We start from the raw sequence: 16338 nt of genomic DNA on the forward strand, positions 1-16338 counted from the left end.
TGTCTTACAGCACGATCTTGACCATCGGGTGGCTGGTCAGCGCCTGGTACAGCGCATCGAGCTGCTCGCGGCTGGTGGCGCGCACGATGACGGTCAGGCCGAGGTAATTGCCGCTCGACGACGGGCGCATTTCCAGGCGACCGGCATGGAACTCCGGATCGTGCTGCTGAACCAGCTGTACGATCGTCTCGGCAAAATCATCCTGCATCGCCCCCATCACCTTGATGGGGAAGTCGCTCGGATACTCGATCAGCGATTGCTCGGGCGGGATGTGGCCCGGCGGGGGTGTGTGCGAAGAGGTCATGTCGAAGTAAATGGGGTCGATTACTTCTTTTTAAACCACAGCTTGACCGAGTCGATCGTGCGGCCCACAAAGCCGGCTTCCGGCACGGCTTCCAGCGCCACCACCGGGAACTCCGATACCACGGTCGAGCCATCCATCACCTTGACCGTGCCGAGCTGCTGGCCCTGCGTGATCGGGGCGATCAGCGGGTCGCGGCGCTCAAGCACCGGCTTCAGGCGGGCACCTGCGCCCTTGGGCACGGTGATCCACTTGTCTTCGGCCACGCCCAGCTTCACGGTCTTGGCCTGGCCCTTGTACACGTCTGGCGTCTGCAGCGGCTGCTGGGCCTGGTACAGGCGCACCGTGTCGAAGAACTGGTAGCCGTAGTTCAGGACCTTCAGGCTTTCCTGTGTGCGGATGGCGTCGCTCTTGGTGCCGACGATGACCGACAGCAGGCGGCGGTTTGCACCCGGCACATCCGGCAGCGGCCGGTTGGCCGACGTGACCAGGCAGTAACCGGCCGACTTGGTGTGACCCGTCTTGCCGCCGTCAACGGTCGGGTCGAGCCACAGCAGGCGGTTGCGGTTGGGCTGCTTGATGTTGTTATAGGTGAAATCCTTCTGCGAATAGAACTTGTAGTCCTGCGGGAAATCCTTGATCAGCGCTGCCGTCAGGATCGAAAGATCACGTGCCGTGGAGTAGTGGTTCGGATCAGGCAGGCCGGCGGCGTTGGCGAAGTGCGTGTTCTTCATGCCCAGGCGCTGCGCTTCGCGGTTCATCAGCATCACGAAGTTGGTCTCCGTGCCGCCCACGGCCTCGGCGAGCACCAGCGCGGCGTCGTTGCCCGATTGCACGATCAGGCCCTGCGTCATGTCGCGTACCGACACGGGCTTGCCCGGCTGCAGGAACATGCGTGATTCATCCGTCTTGACGCTGCGCACGGTCTCGGTGGGCGTGACCATCTGGTCGTACTTGAGCTTGCCGTCGCGCACGGCCTCGAACACCAGGTAGGCCGTCATCAGCTTGGTGAGCGAGGCGGGCTCGATGCGCTCGTCCATGTTGGCGCCAGCGAGCACCTGGCCGCTGGTCACGTCAGTCAGCATCCACGAGCGGGCCGCGACTTGCGGGGCGGGCACGGACTGCGCCGCGGCCGGCAACGCTGTGACGAGCGAGGCTGCAGCAACAACGGTGGCAGCGGCGGAAGAGAAGACGGAAGCGGTGAAACGGGTCTGCATGGCGGGTCCTGCGGTCTGCTTGAAGTTCAACGATGCCGCGCAGGGGGGAGGCGCGGCATCCGGAAAAACAAAGGGGTTAGGGCCGTGGCGCCCAGGCGCCGGTAATGAGCTGCTTGATCAGGTGCAGCTTGCGGTGGAAGAAATGGTCCGCGCCCGGGATGACGATGACTGGCAATTCCTGCGGGCGCGCCCAGTTGAGTACGTCGACAAGGGGCACGGTGTCGTCCTGCTCGCCGTGGATGACGATGGTGTCGGCGGGCACGGGTGCCACGTCCCAGCGCGAGGTGGCGGTGCCGACCAGCGCCAGGCGCTCGGCAGGCGTGCCGGCCTCGGCCAGGCGACGTGCCACCTGCGAGATCACGAAGCTGCCGAACGAAAAGCCGCCGAGTGCCAGCGGCAGTGTGGCCACATCGGCCGACCATCCGGTTTGCGTACGCATCCAGTCGAGCACGGCCAGCACGTCGTCCTGCTCGCCGATGCCGTTGTCGTGCGTGCCTTCGGTCTTGCCCACACCGCGAAAGTTCAGGCGCACAGTCGCATAGCCCAAGCCGACGAAGGTGCGTGCCAATGTCTGCGCGACCTTGTTGTCCTTGGTGCCGCCAAACAGCGGGTGCGGATGGCCAACCAGCGCCAGGCCACGGGGTGCGCCCGTGGTCGCATCGGGCAGGTCGATCGACAGGTCGATCTGCCCAACAGGGCCGGCGATCAGGCGTTCTTCGGTATGCACGTTCATGGAAATGCGGATGCGGTAAGGCTTAAGCGGCTCAGGCGGTGGCTGGCCGGTCGACCATCAGGCGTTCGACCGGTTTGCCTTCAATCAGGTGGCTCTGGATGATCTCGTCGATGTCCTCTTTGTCAACGAAGGTGTACCAGACGGCCTCGGGGTAGACCACCATCACCGGGCCGAGTTCGCAGCGGTCGAGGCAGCCGGCCTTGTTGATGCGCACACGGCCTTCGCCGTTGATGCCGAGCTCCTTGCAGCGCTTCTTGGCGTATTCCTGCATGGTCTTGGCGCCAAAGTCGGCGCAGCAGCGCGAGCCGTCCTCGCGTTCATTCAGGCAGAAGAAAACGTGGTGCTGATAGTGGCTGCTCATGGGCGGACAGGTCGGGCTCGGCGGGCTGGGTGACAGTGCGCGGAGCCGGTGTGGAGGGTTTCCACGCGCCGCGCACACAGTGTGGATTTGCGTAACGACCCGGCATTATACGGCCGCCAAGGCGGGCATTCCCCGTGATGTCGCTGCGCGATGCTGCGTCGCAACACGTTTTCCGGATGTCTGGACGCCCGTGTGCGCGGATTCCGGGATTGACGACGGGTGGGGCGGGTGCCATCGTAGGCACACCAAGCTGATACTAGGTGGCACAAGGGCTGGCGGGTTGTCGGTCAACAAAATCAACACTGGCATAGCCCTTGCAATAAAGAACGCCCTGCCGCGGGAAACGCCGGATGCGTCGGCGGTGCGAGGCAGGAGAGAGACCACACCAGGGCGGGTCGGACCGGGCGAGCAGTTGAGCGCACGGCCGGTCTGTGACACTCGAGGAAGACATGAAAAAACCGTTCTACAAAATCCTGTACGTACAGGTGCTGACGGCCATCGTCATCGGCGTTCTGCTGGGCCATTACTCGCCCGAGCTGGCCGTGAAGATGAAGCCGCTGGGCGATGGCTTCATCCAACTGATCAAGATGGTGATCGGGCCGATCATCTTCTGCACGGTCGTCTCCGGCATTGCCGGCATGCGCGACATGAAGAAGGTGGGCCGCGTGGGTGGCAAGGCGCTGCTCTACTTCGAGGTCGTTTCCACCTTCGCGCTGATCATCGGTCTGGCTGCGGGCCACATCTTCAACCCGGGCGCGGGCTTCAACGTCGATGTGAACACCATCGACGCCAAGGCCGTGGCGCAGTACGCCGCCAAGGCGCACTCGGCCAGCACGGTCGACTTCCTGCTGAACATCATCCCGAGCACGGTGGTGGATGCCTTCGCCAAGGGCGACATCCTGCAGATCCTGCTGATCGCGCTGCTGTTTGGTGGTGCGCTGTCCGCCATGGGTGACCGCGCGCAGATGGTCACGGATTTCATCGACCAGATCTCGCACGTGTTCTTCCGCATCGTGCACGTCATCACGCGCGTGGCCCCGATCGGTGCGTTCGGCGCCATGGCCTTCACCATCGGCAAATACGGCGTGATCTCGCTGGTGCCGTTGCTCAAGCTGGTCGGCACGTTCTACCTGACGGCCATCATCTTTGTGGTGGTGGTGCTGGGCATCATCGCGCGGCTGGTTGGCTTCAACATCTTCCGCTTTGTCGCGTACATCAAGGAAGAGCTGCTGATCGTGCTGGGCACGAGCTCGTCGGAATCGGCGCTGCCGCACCTGATGGAGAAGATGGAGAAGCTGGGCTGCTCGAAGTCGGTGGTGGGCTTGGTGGTTCCGACGGGTTACTCGTTCAACCTGGACGGCACCAACATCTACATGACGATGGCGGTGATCTTCATCTCGCAGGCGCTGAACATCGAGCTGACCTGGACGCAGCAGCTGACCATCCTGGCCGTTGCCATGCTGACGTCGAAGGGCGCTTCGGGCATCACCGGTGCGGGCTTCATCACGCTGGCGGCAACGCTGGCCGTGGTGCCGGACATTCCGGTGGCAGGCATGGTGCTGATCCTGGGGATCGACCGCTTCATGAGCGAATGCCGTGCGCTGACCAACATCACCGGCAACGGTGTGGCCTGCGTGGTGATCTCGGCATGGGAACGCGAGCTGGATCGCAGCAAGCTGGCCCAGGTGATGTCGGGCAAGCGCGGTGCAAGCGTGCCGGCCGCCCCGGCAGCCTGATCGGGCAACACTGGCAGGCGCCTGCGGGCGCCGCCGCTTGAAAGCGTATGATTGCGGGGCCTGTCTTCCAGACGGCCCCGCTTCTTATTTGGAGCGCCTCGTGACACGCACGACGGCCCGAATGGATGGTGTGGCTTTGGAGGGCACGGCAACACCGTCTGCCCCCGCCGCCCACCTCCAACCGATGTCCGATCCCGATTTCTCGTTCACCAGCGCCTCCGGCTCGCGACGCGGGTTCTGGTGGCTGGTGGCGGTCGGGCTCGTGGCGCTGATGACCGTGGTGTGCGCGACCACCTTTGTGGTGACGTGGAACCGCGGTCTCGCGCAGGCACAACAGGCGGCAGGTGGGCGCGTCGACCGCTACGCCGCCAACCTCAAGAGCACGCTCGACCGCTACGAATACCTGCCTGCGCTGGTGGCGCTGCATCCGTTCATCCACGATCTGCTGGCCAACCCGACGCTGGCCAATGTCGATCGCGCCAATCGCTATCTGCGCGAGGTCAATGACCGTGCGCATGCCACCGCCACGTACGTGATTGCCCCCAGCGGTCGGGCGATGGCGGCATCCAACTACAACCAGCCTGACAGCTTTGTCGGCGCGGAATATCGATTCCGGCCGTACTTCCAGCAGGCAGCGGCGGGCCACGTCGGGCGTTTCTACGGTATCGGCATCACGCGTGAAGAGCCGGGCTACTACATCTCGCAACCCGTCATGCAAGACGGCCGCGTGATTGGCGTGACGGTGGTTAAGCTCAACCTCGAATGGTTTGGTCGCGCGAGTCATGACGCGTCGGAGCCGGTGATGGTGGCCGACGAAAACGGCGTGATCTTCCTGTCCTCCGTACCGGCGTGGCAGTACCGCACGGTCGAGCCCCTGACGCCGCATCTGCAGGCGCAGTTGGAATCCACCCGCCAGTATTACCGCAAGCAGATCACGCCGCTGCCGCTGCAGCCTGAGGCGCCCGCGTTCCTGCGCTTGACCGGGCGCTTGCCCGAGGGCGCCGAGCTGGTGCGCATTGGCGAGCGGGTCAATGCCACACGCTACCTGCAGGTTTCGCGCGATCTGGTCGAGCCCGACTGGACGCTGATGTACCTCACCCCCGTCGATCCGGTGATGAGTGCCGCGCGCAGCGCCACGGTGGCCGCCGCGTTTGCTTTTGCGTTTGCGTGCCTGCTGCTGTTCTATTGGCGCCAGCGTCGTCTGCGCATGATGGAAATGCTGCGCAGCCGCAGGATGCTTGAGACCGCGTATGACCAACTCGAACGCCGCGTCGAAGACCGCACGGCAGACCTGATGGCCACCAACGAGCAGCTTCAGCACGAGATCGTCGACCGCACGCGCGCCGAGGCCGAGCTACGCGCCACGCAGGACGAACTCGTACAGGCCAGCAAGCTCGCCGCGCTGGGCCAGATGGCGGCCGGCATCACGCACGAACTCAACCAGCCGCTGGCCGCACTGCGCACCTTCTCCGACAACACGCGCATCCTGCTGGAACGCGGTCAGCACGGTGCGGCCACGGATAACCTGCGGGCGATTGCCGACCTGACCGAGCGCATGGGCAAGATCACTGCGCAGCTCAAGCTCTTTGCGGGGCGTTCGCGCCGCAAGCACAGCGATGTGCAGGTGCGCGTAGCCCTTGATCACTCGCTGGCACTGCTGCGTCCGCGCCTGGGCAACGTGCGGTTGGAACTGCATTGGCGTATCCCCGAAGTCGAAGCCATCGTCCGTGCCGATGAGCTTAAGCTAGAGCAGGTCCTCATCAACCTGATCGGCAATGCGCTGGATGCCATCGGCACCAGCGAAGCCGGGCACCCAGGCCGCATCGACATCGACATCGGCCCCGCGGAAGGCGCACCGTCGCAACCTAACCAGTTGAGTATTGCGGTGCGCGACAATGGCGCCGGCATCCCGCCCGATGCCATGCCACACCTGTTCGAGCCGTTTTTCACCACCAAGGAGATCGGCCAGGGCCTGGGCCTGGGGCTGGCGATTTCCACCAGCATCGCGCGCGACTTCGGCGGTTCGCTCTCGGCAGCCAATGTACCGGGTGGCGGCGCGCAATTTACGCTGACACTGGTACGCGCCGAGGTGACCTCGGCCACTCCTTCCTGACCTGTCGCTTTGATCCCTTTCTCATACGCATACGACCCATGTCCGAAGGCTTGAACGTTCTCTTCATCGAAGACGACCCGCCTGTGCGCCAGGCCACCGCGCAGAGCCTGGAGCTGGCCGGCTTCAACGTGCAGGCGTTCGGCAGCGCCGAAGACGCCGTTGGCAAGATCGACGCCAACTTCCCCGGCGTGGTGGTGAGCGATCTGCGCCTGCCAGGTGCCAGCGGCCTGGATGTGCTCGCGCATTGCCAGTCGTTCGGCACGGGGATTCCCGTGGTGCTCGTGACCGGCCACGGCGACATCACCATGGCTGTACAGGCGATGCGCGATGGCGCGTTCGACTTCATCGAGAAGCCGTTCCCTGCTGAGCGCCTGACCGAGACCGTACGCCGCGCCGTCGAGCGCCGCGCGCTGGAGCTGGAAAACCGAGCACTGCGCCGCGAACTGGCCGGGCCGGCGGCGGGTACGCGCATCATCGGGCGCTCGCCTGCGATGGGCGCGGTGCGTGCGTTGATCGAAAACGTGGCGACCACCGATGCGCCCGTGCTCATCAACGGCGAGACCGGCACCGGCAAGGAGTTGGTCGCGCGCAGCTTGCACATGCTGTCGCCGCGCCATGACAAGCCGTTCATTGCGCTCAACTGCGGTGCGGTGCCCGAGCAGATTTTCGAGAGCGAGATGTTCGGCCACGAAGCCGGCGCCTTCACCGGCGCGGGCAAGCGGCGCATCGGCAAGCTGGAGCACGCTTCGGGCGGCACGCTGTTCCTCGACGAGATCGAGAGCATGCCGATCGCGCTGCAGGTGAAGCTGCTGCGCGTGCTGCAGGAGGGCGCGCTGGAGCGGCTGGGCTCGAACGCATCGGTACGCATCGACGTGCGCATCGTGGCGGCCGCGAAGGGCGACATGGAAGCGCTGATCGACGCGGGCGGTTTCCGGCGTGACCTGTACTACCGCCTCAATGTGGTCGCTATCGACCTGCCCCCGCTGCGCGAACGACGCGAAGACATCATTCCGCTGTTCGAGCATTTCCTGCTCGAAGCTGCCGTGCGCTACCAGCGCCCCTTGCCGATGCTGGCCGAGCGCCAGCGCCACGAACTGATGCAGTCGAGCTGGCCCGGCAACGTGCGTGAGCTGCGCAACGCGGCGGACCGCCTCGTGCTCGGCGTTGGCCGCACGCCGGTGGTGACGGATGCTTCGGAAGACGGCATGCCGCTCAAGGAGCGTGTCGAGCGCTACGAGCGCACGGTGATTGCCGAGACGCTGGCGCGCACGGGCGGGTCGGTGCACCAGGCGGCGGACATCCTGCAGGTAGGCCGCGCCACGCTGTACGACAAGATCAAGCGCTACGGCCTCTGACGCGCCACGCCTGCTCAACAGAACGCCCGGCATCAACCGGGCGTTTTGCATGGGCGCTCAGCCAAGAATCGGCTTGGCCCCCGGCACTGGATACCCGCGCGCATCCGTCGGAACCCGCTGCGTCTGGAACGCAATGAACAGCGCCTGGAACTGACCGTCGATCTCCACGATGACGGCGCCGTCCTGCTGCGTGCCGTTCTCGCGCGAATGGTCTTTCACGCCGGGCTGATGCACGACCGGGTTGCCCTGGTTCATGTGCGTTTCGTGCAGACCGTTGTGCTGCGGCTCGAACAGGTAGCCGAAGCCGTAGACGGTCACGTCAGCGCGCGGCGGCCAGCCTTTGCGGTCGTCGTCGCCGGAGCTGCCGTGGTAGACGTAGTCGATTGGCGTGGCGGTGCGGTCGAGCGTGAGCATGCCGTCGACCAGCGCGTTGATGTCGTTGTGCTCGGTTGCGGTGTCCAGCGCAATCGGCTGCATGTTCGGGAAGTCGACCATGCCCGCGTCGCGCACGTAATCAATGCGCGGAAATCCATCCTGATGCAGGCCCGGTTCCAGCGCGGCCAGGTCGGCTGTCATCGGCAGTTTGAAGTCCTGCGTCCACTGATAGAGCACGTGGTAGCCGGCTTCACCGGCACCGGGCATGGTCGAATCGGATTTCACGTTGGCGAGCACGACAAACTCCGAGCCGTCCGGCGCCTGCACCACGATCGCATAGTGCGGATTGCCGTTGTAGCCATCGAGGTAGGGCACGCCAAATTTCAGCTTGCCCTTGAACATGCAGTAGTGATTGGCCATGCGATTGCGCCCTCTTGGTGTTCGTTCTGGGCTGCCATTGCAGCAGGCCCGCGTGAACCTTGTGTGGAACCCGCTGCGCCGCAAATAAAAACGCCCGGCATCGACCGGGCGTTTTGATGGCAGGGGAAAGCGCTCAGGCCTGCTTGCCCAGTGTGTCTTTCAGGAGCGTATCGAACGAACTCCACTCCGGCTCGCCAACGTAGCGCTTGAGGATGCGGCCGTCACGGTCGACCAGGAAGGTGGTGGGGGTGAGCTGCACGTCGCCGAAAGCCTTGGCGGCGGAGCCATCGGCATCCATCGCCACCTTGAAGGGCAACTGGCGCGTCTGGCTGAAGTTCATCACGTACATCGGCGCGTCATAGCTCATCGCCACGGCCACGTACTCTAGGCCTTGGCCCTTGTACTTGTTGTACGTCTGGATCATGTTGGGCATTTCCTTGACGCACGTGGTGCAGCTCGTCGCCCAGAAGTTGACGAGGTAGACCTTGCCCTTCAAGTCTTGCGTGGACAGCTTCTGTCCATCGAGCAGCGTGAAGGTGGCTGCCGGCACGTGTTGCGACGGCGAGAACGCGCGCCAGCCGAACCAACCGGCAACGGCCAGCACCAGCACGATGACAGGCAGCAGCCAGTGGCGGCCGGAAGCGGCAGCGGGTGTAGCGGCAGAGGAGGTCAGGGTCGAGGCCATATCGGCAACGGCTCCGGAAATAGGGAATAAACGTCTATTGTAGGCGCGTCGTGCCGGGCCCGCTGACTGGCTGCGACATTCTGCCTATTGCGATTTCAGCGTCACTTTCCGCTGGCGAGCGCTGTTTCGTAAAGCACCAGATCCGCCGCGGAGAAGCAGCAGAAGGTGATTTCGTCGAGGCCCATGCCGTGCTCGCGTGCCATGCGCACGGCAATCGGCGCGGCCAGGTGCGGCGGGAAGCCATATACGCCCGTGCTGATGCACGGAAACGCAATCGTGCGTACGCCATGCTGCCGGGCGAGCACTAGGCTGCTGCGGTAGCAGGCGGCCAGCAGCGTCGCCTCGTCCTGGCGCCCGCCGCGCCAGATCGGGCCGACGGTGTGGATGACGTAACGCGCGATCAGGCCGAAGCCCGGCGTGAGTTTGGCGTCACCGGTGCGGCAGCCATGGAGTGCGCGACACGCCTCCAGCAATTCCGGCCCGGCGGCGCGATGGATGGCGCCGTCCACACCGCCGCCGCCCAGCAGCGAGCTGTTGGCGGCGTTGACAATGGCATCGCAGTCGAGCGTCGTGATGTCGCCGTGCAGGGCTCGCAGGGTGGCAGTCAGGGGAGGCATAGCGCTGTCCTTGGGGATGAGGCGGCGGTCTCTGTCCGATAATAGGCCGCTGATGACTCGACAAAACAAGACGGAGGCGGCGTGGCAGTCACAACAACGGCAGGTTGGCGGATAGGTTTAGGCGTGGCAGCGTGCGTGCTGCTGATGGCGTGCTCGCCCAAGTACGACTGGCGCACGGTGCACTCTGACGAAGGGGCCTACGCCGTCGACTACCCCGCCAAGCCCACCGCCGAGGCTCGCCCCATCGTCATCAACGGCCAGCGTCTGCCGATGACGATGCAGGCCGCCAGCATTGACGGCACGCTGTTCGCCATCGGCGTAGTGGTGTTGCCGGCAGATGATCCGGTCTGGCGCCAGCAAGCGGTGGATGCACTGCGCGCGGGGCTGTCGGCCAATCTCAAGGGCAACGTGGCCGTGCACGACATCGCCGTGAAGACAGCCGCACAACCACCGCTGTCGCTGCCAGCCGTGGAGCTGGTTGCGCAGGGGGCCGGCGGCGATGACCCCGCGCCACGCCGCCTGACTGCCCGCGTTGTCGCCACCGGCAAGCACGCCTATCAGGCGGTCGTGCTGGAGTCTGGCGATGCTGCACGAGATGCTCGGCAGCAGGAGCAGGTCGAGCAGTTCCTCGCCAGCTTCCACCCCTACTAGGGTCTGTTCCCACATGGACCACATGCAGGTTGGCCCTTGTTCGGGTCAGCCCATTTGCCCCTTGCGTGCGCATGTTCCATGTCGGAATAGGAACAGACCCTGCCGAGCGCGTCGGCCATAGCCGGTGCACAATCGTCGTCTTCCGATTGACATCTCACCTCATCACATCACGGGGAACCATCATGACGTTGCAAGTCTGGCTGGCCTTCTTTCTGGCCGCCTGGGTGATCGCCATTTCGCCGGGCTCGGGCGCGATTCTGTGCATGAGTCACGGGCTGACACATGGCGTGCGCCGTACGTCAGTCACGATTGCCGGGCTGGAGCTTGGCATCGTGGTGATCCTGTTCATTGCGGGCGCTGGACTGGGCGCGCTGCTGATCGCGTCGGAGCATGCCTTTACGGCCATCAAGATCGTTGGTGCGCTGTATCTGATCTATCTGGGCATCGTGCAGTGGCGCACGCCTATCCAGATCAACAAGCCCGCCGAGGGTGAACCGGTGAAGGTTTCCGGCAGCGGCGCGCGCCGGCGCTTCCTGGTCGGGTTGCTGACCAATCTGACGAACCCGAAGGGCATCCTGTTCATGGTGGCGGTGCTGCCGCAGTTCATCGATCCGGCCAAGCCGCTGCTGTCGCAGCTCGGCATCCTGGCGGCAACGATGGTGTTCGTTGACCTGATCGTCATGCACGGCTATGCGCTGCTGGCCTCGCGTGCGCAGCGCCTGTTCCGCAATCCGCGCGCGCTGCGCTGGCAGAGCCGTTTCTTTGGCGGCATGCTGATGAGCATCGGTGCCGCGCTGTTCTTCGTGAAGCGTCAGACGGCCTGACGGCTACCGTGCCCGCTGGGCTGGCCGCGTGCCGAGACCAGCGCGCGCAATCACCAACGCGCCCACGGGCGCCACCGCAAACAGCAGGAACAGCCAGCGCGATGCGGTGCCCAGATCTGGAGCCGGGCCGGCAGCTCCCAGCGTGTTGAGCACCACGCCGCCCAACGCTGCCCCCAAGGCTGTTGCCACCAGTTGTACCGTCACGATCGACGCCGAGGCGCGGTCATGATCTACCGCCGGCGCCGCCGTCATGATGCGGTTGCCAAGGTGCGGCCACACAACGCCCACGCCCAATCCCACCAGCGTAAGCGCGACGATGATCAGCGCGGTCACCCACGTATCGCCCGCGCCCATCGGCACCAGAAACGCCAGTACCAGCAGACCCGCCGCGCAGGCCCACGGCGCCACACGGATCACGCGCGTGACCGACGCCTCGCGCAACGCCGCGCTCAGGATGGCACCCAGCGTCCAGCCGGCCGAGGCCGTTGCCGCGATGTAGCCCGCGATCAACGGGCTCTGTCCATGCAGCCGCTGCAAGAACAGCGGCACGAAGATCTCCGTGCATGTGACCGTCACGGCCAGCAGCGCAGATACGCCGTACAGTGCGGCGAGCGCCGTGCGGCCCGTGTATGCATCGGCGGGCAGGATGCGGCGCGACGAACGCATCTCCACGCGGCGGATGGCCAGCAGCGTGATGCCTGCTGCGATCAATCCAAGCGCGCCAAGCCACGGTGTGTCGCTGACGCTGGCCCACGACGCCGCCACCACGGCAACCGCCAGGAGCACGAGTTGACGCGCGGGCACTGGCGTCGGATGTTCCGCCTGGGTAGCCGCCGGCTTCAGCACGACCACGGCAGCGGCAGCCGCCAACGCGATCAGCACGACCAGCGACCAGAACGCCAGCCGCCACGTCGCGTACTGCGCAAAGATGCCGCCGACCGCCGGTCCGAGCAGCGTCGCAATGCCCCACATGCCCGAGAGTAGCGCCAGCGCGCGCGGCCATAACGGCTCGGGCAGCACGCTGCGCATCAGCACATACGGTGCCGACAGCAGCACGCCGCCGCCCAGCCCCTGCAGCACGCGGCCCACCAGCAGCACCGGCATGGTGGGCGCCAGCGCACACAGCGCCGAGCCGCCGCCAAACACCGCCGCGCCCAGCAGGTAGGCGCCGCGCGGCCCAACATGCTGGATCACCTGCGCCGCAACTGCCGCCCCGGTGATCGACGCGACGATGAACAGCGTCGTATTCCAGGCATAGAAGGCCACACCGCCGATGTCGTCGACCACGCTCGGCAGGATCGTCGTGGTCAGGTAGAGATTGATGGCGTGCAACGCCACGCCAGCGGCCAGCACCAGCACGCGCAGCGCATTGGCACCGCGAAACAGATCCAGCCACGAGGCATCGTCGGCGGTGATCGAGGTGGGACTCATCTTGGGCTCCAGCAAGGGTCGGGGGGGGGGTACCTGCAAGACGCGTCAGCCGGGTTGGCCGTGACGGTTGGCTTGCGTTGTATCGCTCGGTATCGCACTATCTTGACGTCAAGATAAAAACGAGTTGTCTTGACGTCAAGATAACCACCGCTGGAGGAAGGGAGAATGGACCGCGCTGCACAGGCCGTCGAACAATGGAATCGCGAACGCCCAGACCTGGATGTTGGATCGATGCTGCTGCTCGGGCGCCTGGGCGAGGCGGCCCTCATCATCGCGCGTGAACGGCTGAACCCGCTCTTTGCGGAATTCGGTTTGCAGCCCGGCGAGTTCGATGTGCTCGCCACCCTGCGCCGCGGCGGCGCGCCCTATGCGCTCACGCCCACCGCGTTGTACGACGCGGCGATGATGTCCTCGGGCGGCATGACCAATCGCATCGATCGCCTGCAGCAGGCCGGCTGGGTGGAGCGCCGGCCCAACCCGGAAGACGGCCGCGGCACGCTGGTCGCGCTTACCAAGGCGGGGTTTGCGTTGATCGACAAGGCGGTCAGCGCGCATGTCGAGAACCAGCGCGCCGTGCTATCGGTGCTGACAGACGCCGAGCAGCGGCAACTGGCAAAGCTGTTGGCGAAGTTGATCGACGGGCAGCGCGCGGCCGAGAACTAGTCTGCCTTCACCCCACGCCGATACTGGATCGCCTCGCCCACGTGCACGGCATCGATCTGCGCGTCGCCGGTCAGGTCAGCAATGGTGCGGGCCAGCTTGAGCACGCGTGCATAGGCGCGGGCGGACCACGAGAAGCGCGTCATGGCATGACGCAGCAAGCCATCGGCAGCATCCGTGCGGGCGCAGTGCAGATCGATCTCGTGGCCAGCCAGCAGTGCGTTGCGTTTGCCTTGCCGCGCGAGTTGCCGGGCATGCGCCGCCGATACGCGCTCGGCCACATCGGCGGTCGGCTCGCCTGGCGGGCCATCCAGCAATTCTTCCTGCGAAGGCGTCGGCACTTCGATCTGCACGTCGATGCGATCGAGGAGCGGACCGGAGATACGTGCCTGGTAGCGCTCCACCTGGTCTGGCGTGCAGCGGCACGCGCGTAGCGGATGGCCGCGATAGCCGCACGGGCAAGGGTTCATCGCGGCAATCAACTGGAAGCTGGCAGGAAAGTCGGTCTGGTGCGCAGCGCGCGAGATGGTGATGTGGCCGGTTTCCAGCGGCTCGCGCAGGACCTCGAGGACGCGGCGCTCGAACTCGGGGAGTTCGTCCAAAAATAGAACGCCTTGATGTGCCAGCGAGATCTCGCCGGGCCTCGGCGTATTACCGCCGCCGACCATCGCCACCGCCGATGCGGTGTGATGTGGCGCCCGGAACGGCCGCACCTTCCAGCGCTTGGCATCGAAACCGCGCGTGGTCAGGCTCATCACAGCGGCGGCAGAGAGCGCTTCGTCGTCGCTCATGTCCGGCAGCAAGCCGGGAAAGCGTTGCGCGAGCATCGATTTGCCGGTGCCGGGCGGGCCGATCATCAGCATCGAATGGCCGCCCGCCGCGGCCACTTCCAATGCGCGCCGCGCTTGCGGCTGGCCGCGCACGTCTGACAGATCGGGATAGCGGATATCAGCATCGACCGGTGCGGGCAGCGCGGGCGCGAGCTTGCGGTCGGGCGCACTGAGGTGGTCGCATACCTCGATGAGCGACCGCGCGGGCAGCACCTTGGTGCCGCTGACAAGTGCGGCTTCTGCGGCGTTTTCGGTGGGTAGCACGAACGCGCGGGTCAGCGGCGCTTCGCCGTCTGCGGATGTGGGGTTGCGCGACAGTGCATACGCCATCGCCAGCGCTCCGCGAATCGGCCGCAAGTCACCCGAGAGCGACAACTCGCCCGCAAACTCGTGCGCGTCCAGATGCGTGTGCGGAATCTGCCGGCTCGCGGCGAGGATGCCCAGCGCAATCGCCAAATCAAATCGCCCGGACTCTTTTGGTAGATCCGCCGGTGCCAGATTGACGGTGATGCGCCGCGCCGGAAACTCGAAGCGGCTGTTCTGGATGGCGGCGCGCACGCGGTCCTTGCTCTCCTTCACCTCGGTGTCGGGCAGCCCGACGATGGTGAACGACGGCAACCCGTTGGCCAGATGCACCTCCACTGACACTGCTGGCGCATCGATGCCGGAGAGCGCGCGTGAACGCAGGACGGCGAGGCTCATCGCGGCGTCCTCCGATTGACATGACTGGCGGAACAGAGAGCGGGGCAGGGATGCATGGCGTGTCAGTGCGCGGCGTAAGAGGAACCTGCCACTGTGCCAGCCACGCCACGCCATGATCTCTGCCTGCATCCAAATTTGACGCGCAGTCTGAATGCAAAAAAACCGGAGCACGTGGCTCCGGTGTTGTTGTCGGCAGATCAGATCAAGGGAACGCAGGCATCGCCGAATCCTCACCGCTGAAGCGGCCTTCGGGATGCGTGTTCTGCAGCAGGGCGCGCACTTCCGGCACGCGCGAGCGCGGTATGTCCACCATCAACAGGATCTGCCCATCCTCCACCGCCTGCTTGAACGGTTTGAGGCGGCTGTTCGGCACGGAACTGCCGATCATGCTGGAGGCCCACGCACCAAACAGCGCGCCGACCACGGTTGTGATGCCGACCATCCCCCACTGCGGACCTTCGCCAATGATCGGAAACAGCGCGGCCACCACGCCCGCTGCCACGCCCGCACCTCCGCCGATCACCAGCCCGTTCTGGGTGGCGTGGACGATGTCGGAAGTCTGGAGCAGGTTGGCCTCGTGCAGGCCGGTGAGGTCGGCGCCTTCCTTGGCGACGAAGTGGATGTGGCGCTCGGTGATGCGCGCCAACAGGAGGTCATTCATGACACGCCGGGCGCTGGCGACGTCCGGCAAGAGAAAGTAGAGGCGATGCTGCATGATCTTCTCCTCAAGCGCTGCTGCGCGTGCGTCTTAAGGACGTTCTAGATCAGTTCACCAGTTGCAACAAGGCGGCGCTTCGAACTTTTCGCTGTGCGCCGCAGCACGGGTGCGGCGGCGGGCACAGCAGGGGGCGGTACCCACTCCCTGCGTGATGTTGGGCGCTCGCGCGTTACTGGCCGGTGCTTGCCGGGGCGGTGGTCTTGAGCTGCGCTTCGAGCGCAGCCACGCGCGTCTCCAGCTCTTCCAGGCGAGCGCGGGTACGGGCCAGCACCTGCGACTGCACATCAAATTCTTCGCGTGTGACCAGATCGAGCTTGGAAAAGCCCTGGGTCATCATCGCGCGCACGTTCTTTTCGATGTCGGCGGCCGGCGAGTTGCGCAGTGCCTCGGTCACGCGGTTCTGAAAGTCGGTAAAGAGATCGGTGGGTTTCATTGAGGTTCTCCGAGGGTCAGGCTGCCTGCGCCAAGCCGGTGCATGCACCGCTTTTGTGCGCTGGAGTTGCCGTGTCATGGTGCGCTGGGCGGCACAAGGCGCGTGGTTTCGGTGCTGCAGGCGAGGATGCTACCTGTTGAGCGCTTCCAACTCCACAAATCCCAGCAAGTCTCGCT

General features: G+C 65.2%; 17 protein-coding genes. 6 read left to right on the forward strand and 11 right to left on the reverse strand.

Features of this window, described 5'->3' with window-relative positions:
- Positions 1–4: 4 nt before the first annotated feature.
- The 4 genes from R2N11_RS11210 to R2N11_RS11225 form a co-directional block, all read right to left on the reverse strand.
- Positions 5–304: a YbeD family protein gene (locus R2N11_RS11210; protein WP_199027944.1), complete on the reverse strand. Its 300-nt coding sequence runs from the start codon at positions 302–304 to the stop codon at positions 5–7.
- A gap of 20 nt (positions 305–324) precedes the next feature.
- Complete coding sequence (locus R2N11_RS11215; protein WP_199027942.1) at positions 325–1518, reverse strand: D-alanyl-D-alanine carboxypeptidase family protein; 1194 nt, start codon at positions 1516–1518, stop codon at positions 325–327.
- Positions 1519–1594: 76 nt separating this feature from the next.
- On the reverse strand, positions 1595–2251 hold the full coding sequence (locus R2N11_RS11220; RefSeq protein WP_316681142.1) for an alpha/beta hydrolase: 657 nt from the start codon (positions 2249–2251) through the stop codon (positions 1595–1597).
- 31 nt (positions 2252–2282) lie between these two features.
- Entirely contained in the window at positions 2283–2612 is a 330-nt protein-coding gene (locus tag R2N11_RS11225; protein ID WP_199027938.1) for a (2Fe-2S) ferredoxin domain-containing protein, read from the reverse strand.
- 449 nt (positions 2613–3061) lie between these two features.
- On the opposite strand from R2N11_RS11225, the gene R2N11_RS11230 reads away from it, so the two are divergent.
- The 3 genes from R2N11_RS11230 (at position 3062) to R2N11_RS11240 (ending at position 7816) form a co-directional block, all read left to right on the forward strand.
- Positions 3062–4348 (forward strand): dicarboxylate/amino acid:cation symporter, encoded by a 1287-nt coding sequence (locus tag R2N11_RS11230; RefSeq protein WP_199027936.1) that lies wholly within the window; start codon positions 3062–3064, stop codon positions 4346–4348.
- Positions 4349–4469: 121 nt separating this feature from the next.
- Positions 4470–6461, forward strand: a complete 1992-nt coding sequence (locus tag R2N11_RS11235) for a sensor histidine kinase (RefSeq protein ID WP_199028020.1) — start codon at positions 4470–4472, stop codon at positions 6459–6461.
- A 38-nt stretch (positions 6462–6499) separates the two neighbouring features.
- Complete coding sequence (locus tag R2N11_RS11240; protein WP_199027933.1) at positions 6500–7816, forward strand: sigma-54-dependent transcriptional regulator; 1317 nt, start codon at positions 6500–6502, stop codon at positions 7814–7816.
- A 57-nt stretch (positions 7817–7873) separates the two neighbouring features.
- Here R2N11_RS11240 and R2N11_RS11245 read toward each other — a convergent pair whose 3' ends face one another.
- The 3 genes from R2N11_RS11245 to R2N11_RS11255 all read right to left on the reverse strand — a co-directional run bounded on the left by R2N11_RS11245 (position 7874) and on the right by R2N11_RS11255 (position 9913).
- Positions 7874–8611, reverse strand: a complete 738-nt coding sequence (locus R2N11_RS11245) for a DUF2278 family protein (protein ID WP_316681143.1) — start codon at positions 8609–8611, stop codon at positions 7874–7876.
- Positions 8612–8744: 133 nt separating this feature from the next.
- Positions 8745–9296, reverse strand: a complete 552-nt coding sequence (locus R2N11_RS11250; RefSeq protein WP_316681144.1) for a TlpA disulfide reductase family protein — start codon at positions 9294–9296, stop codon at positions 8745–8747.
- A 101-nt stretch (positions 9297–9397) separates the two neighbouring features.
- The gene (locus tag R2N11_RS11255; protein WP_316681145.1) at positions 9398–9913 is read right to left on the reverse strand and encodes an O-acetyl-ADP-ribose deacetylase; all 516 of its coding nucleotides are present in this window, start codon (positions 9911–9913) and stop codon (positions 9398–9400) included.
- Positions 9914–9994: 81 nt separating this feature from the next.
- Between R2N11_RS11255 and R2N11_RS11260 the strand changes: the two genes are divergently transcribed.
- Both R2N11_RS11260 and R2N11_RS11265 read left to right on the forward strand, forming a co-directional pair.
- Positions 9995–10564, forward strand: a complete 570-nt coding sequence (locus R2N11_RS11260) for a hypothetical protein (protein WP_199027925.1) — start codon at positions 9995–9997, stop codon at positions 10562–10564.
- Between the two features lie 182 nt (positions 10565–10746).
- On the forward strand, positions 10747–11388 hold the full coding sequence (locus R2N11_RS11265; protein WP_199027923.1) for a LysE family transporter: 642 nt from the start codon (positions 10747–10749) through the stop codon (positions 11386–11388).
- 3 nt (positions 11389–11391) lie between these two features.
- On the opposite strand, the gene R2N11_RS11270 is transcribed toward R2N11_RS11265, so the two are convergent.
- The gene (locus R2N11_RS11270; RefSeq protein ID WP_316681146.1) at positions 11392–12819 is read right to left on the reverse strand and encodes an MFS transporter; all 1428 of its coding nucleotides are present in this window, start codon (positions 12817–12819) and stop codon (positions 11392–11394) included.
- Positions 12820–12984: 165 nt separating this feature from the next.
- Here R2N11_RS11270 and R2N11_RS11275 point away from each other — a divergent pair, with 165 nt between their 5' ends.
- Positions 12985–13482 carry a MarR family winged helix-turn-helix transcriptional regulator gene (locus R2N11_RS11275; protein WP_316681147.1) on the forward strand — a complete coding sequence of 166 codons (498 nt, stop codon included), beginning with the start codon at positions 12985–12987 and terminating at the stop codon, positions 13480–13482.
- Here the strand turns inward: R2N11_RS11275 and R2N11_RS11280 are convergent.
- The 3 genes from R2N11_RS11280 to R2N11_RS11290 all read right to left on the reverse strand — a co-directional run bounded on the left by R2N11_RS11280 (position 13479) and on the right by R2N11_RS11290 (position 16162).
- On the reverse strand, positions 13479–15011 hold the full coding sequence (locus R2N11_RS11280; RefSeq protein WP_316681148.1) for a YifB family Mg chelatase-like AAA ATPase: 1533 nt from the start codon (positions 15009–15011) through the stop codon (positions 13479–13481). The genes R2N11_RS11275 and R2N11_RS11280 overlap by 4 nt on opposite strands.
- Before the next feature lie 202 nt (positions 15012–15213).
- Positions 15214–15726: a DUF1269 domain-containing protein gene (locus tag R2N11_RS11285; protein WP_199027691.1), complete on the reverse strand. Its 513-nt coding sequence runs from the start codon at positions 15724–15726 to the stop codon at positions 15214–15216.
- Between the two features lie 172 nt (positions 15727–15898).
- Complete coding sequence (locus R2N11_RS11290) at positions 15899–16162, reverse strand: accessory factor UbiK family protein (protein ID WP_199027689.1); 264 nt, start codon at positions 16160–16162, stop codon at positions 15899–15901.
- Positions 16163–16338: the final 176 nt, after the last annotated feature.

It is taken from the genome of Ralstonia flaminis (assembly GCF_958415495.1).
Classification (GTDB): domain Bacteria; phylum Pseudomonadota; class Gammaproteobacteria; order Burkholderiales; family Burkholderiaceae; genus Ralstonia; species Ralstonia flaminis.

Coding starts and splice junctions, on each gene's coding strand:
- R2N11_RS11210 (WP_199027944.1), bottom strand. CDS start 304: ATGACCTCTTCGCACACACCCCCGCCGGGCCACATCCCGCCCGAGCAA.
- R2N11_RS11215 (WP_199027942.1), bottom strand. CDS start 1,518: ATGCAGACCCGTTTCACCGCTTCCGTCTTCTCTTCCGCCGCTGCCACC.
- R2N11_RS11220 (WP_316681142.1), bottom strand. CDS start 2,251: ATGAACGTGCATACCGAAGAACGCCTGATCGCCGGCCCTGTTGGGCAG.
- R2N11_RS11225 (WP_199027938.1), bottom strand. CDS start 2,612: ATGAGCAGCCACTATCAGCACCACGTTTTCTTCTGCCTGAATGAACGC.
- R2N11_RS11230 (WP_199027936.1), top strand. CDS start 3,062: ATGAAAAAACCGTTCTACAAAATCCTGTACGTACAGGTGCTGACGGCC.
- R2N11_RS11235 (WP_199028020.1), top strand. CDS start 4,470: ATGGATGGTGTGGCTTTGGAGGGCACGGCAACACCGTCTGCCCCCGCC.
- R2N11_RS11240 (WP_199027933.1), top strand. CDS start 6,500: ATGTCCGAAGGCTTGAACGTTCTCTTCATCGAAGACGACCCGCCTGTG.
- R2N11_RS11245 (WP_316681143.1), bottom strand. CDS start 8,611: ATGGCCAATCACTACTGCATGTTCAAGGGCAAGCTGAAATTTGGCGTG.
- R2N11_RS11250 (WP_316681144.1), bottom strand. CDS start 9,296: ATGGCCTCGACCCTGACCTCCTCTGCCGCTACACCCGCTGCCGCTTCC.
- R2N11_RS11255 (WP_316681145.1), bottom strand. CDS start 9,913: ATGCCTCCCCTGACTGCCACCCTGCGAGCCCTGCACGGCGACATCACG.
- R2N11_RS11265 (WP_199027923.1), top strand. CDS start 10,747: ATGACGTTGCAAGTCTGGCTGGCCTTCTTTCTGGCCGCCTGGGTGATC.
- R2N11_RS11270 (WP_316681146.1), bottom strand. CDS start 12,819: ATGAGTCCCACCTCGATCACCGCCGACGATGCCTCGTGGCTGGATCTG.
- R2N11_RS11275 (WP_316681147.1), top strand. CDS start 12,985: ATGGACCGCGCTGCACAGGCCGTCGAACAATGGAATCGCGAACGCCCA.
- R2N11_RS11280 (WP_316681148.1), bottom strand. CDS start 15,011: ATGAGCCTCGCCGTCCTGCGTTCACGCGCGCTCTCCGGCATCGATGCG.
- R2N11_RS11285 (WP_199027691.1), bottom strand. CDS start 15,726: ATGCAGCATCGCCTCTACTTTCTCTTGCCGGACGTCGCCAGCGCCCGG.
- R2N11_RS11290 (WP_199027689.1), bottom strand. CDS start 16,162: ATGAAACCCACCGATCTCTTTACCGACTTTCAGAACCGCGTGACCGAG.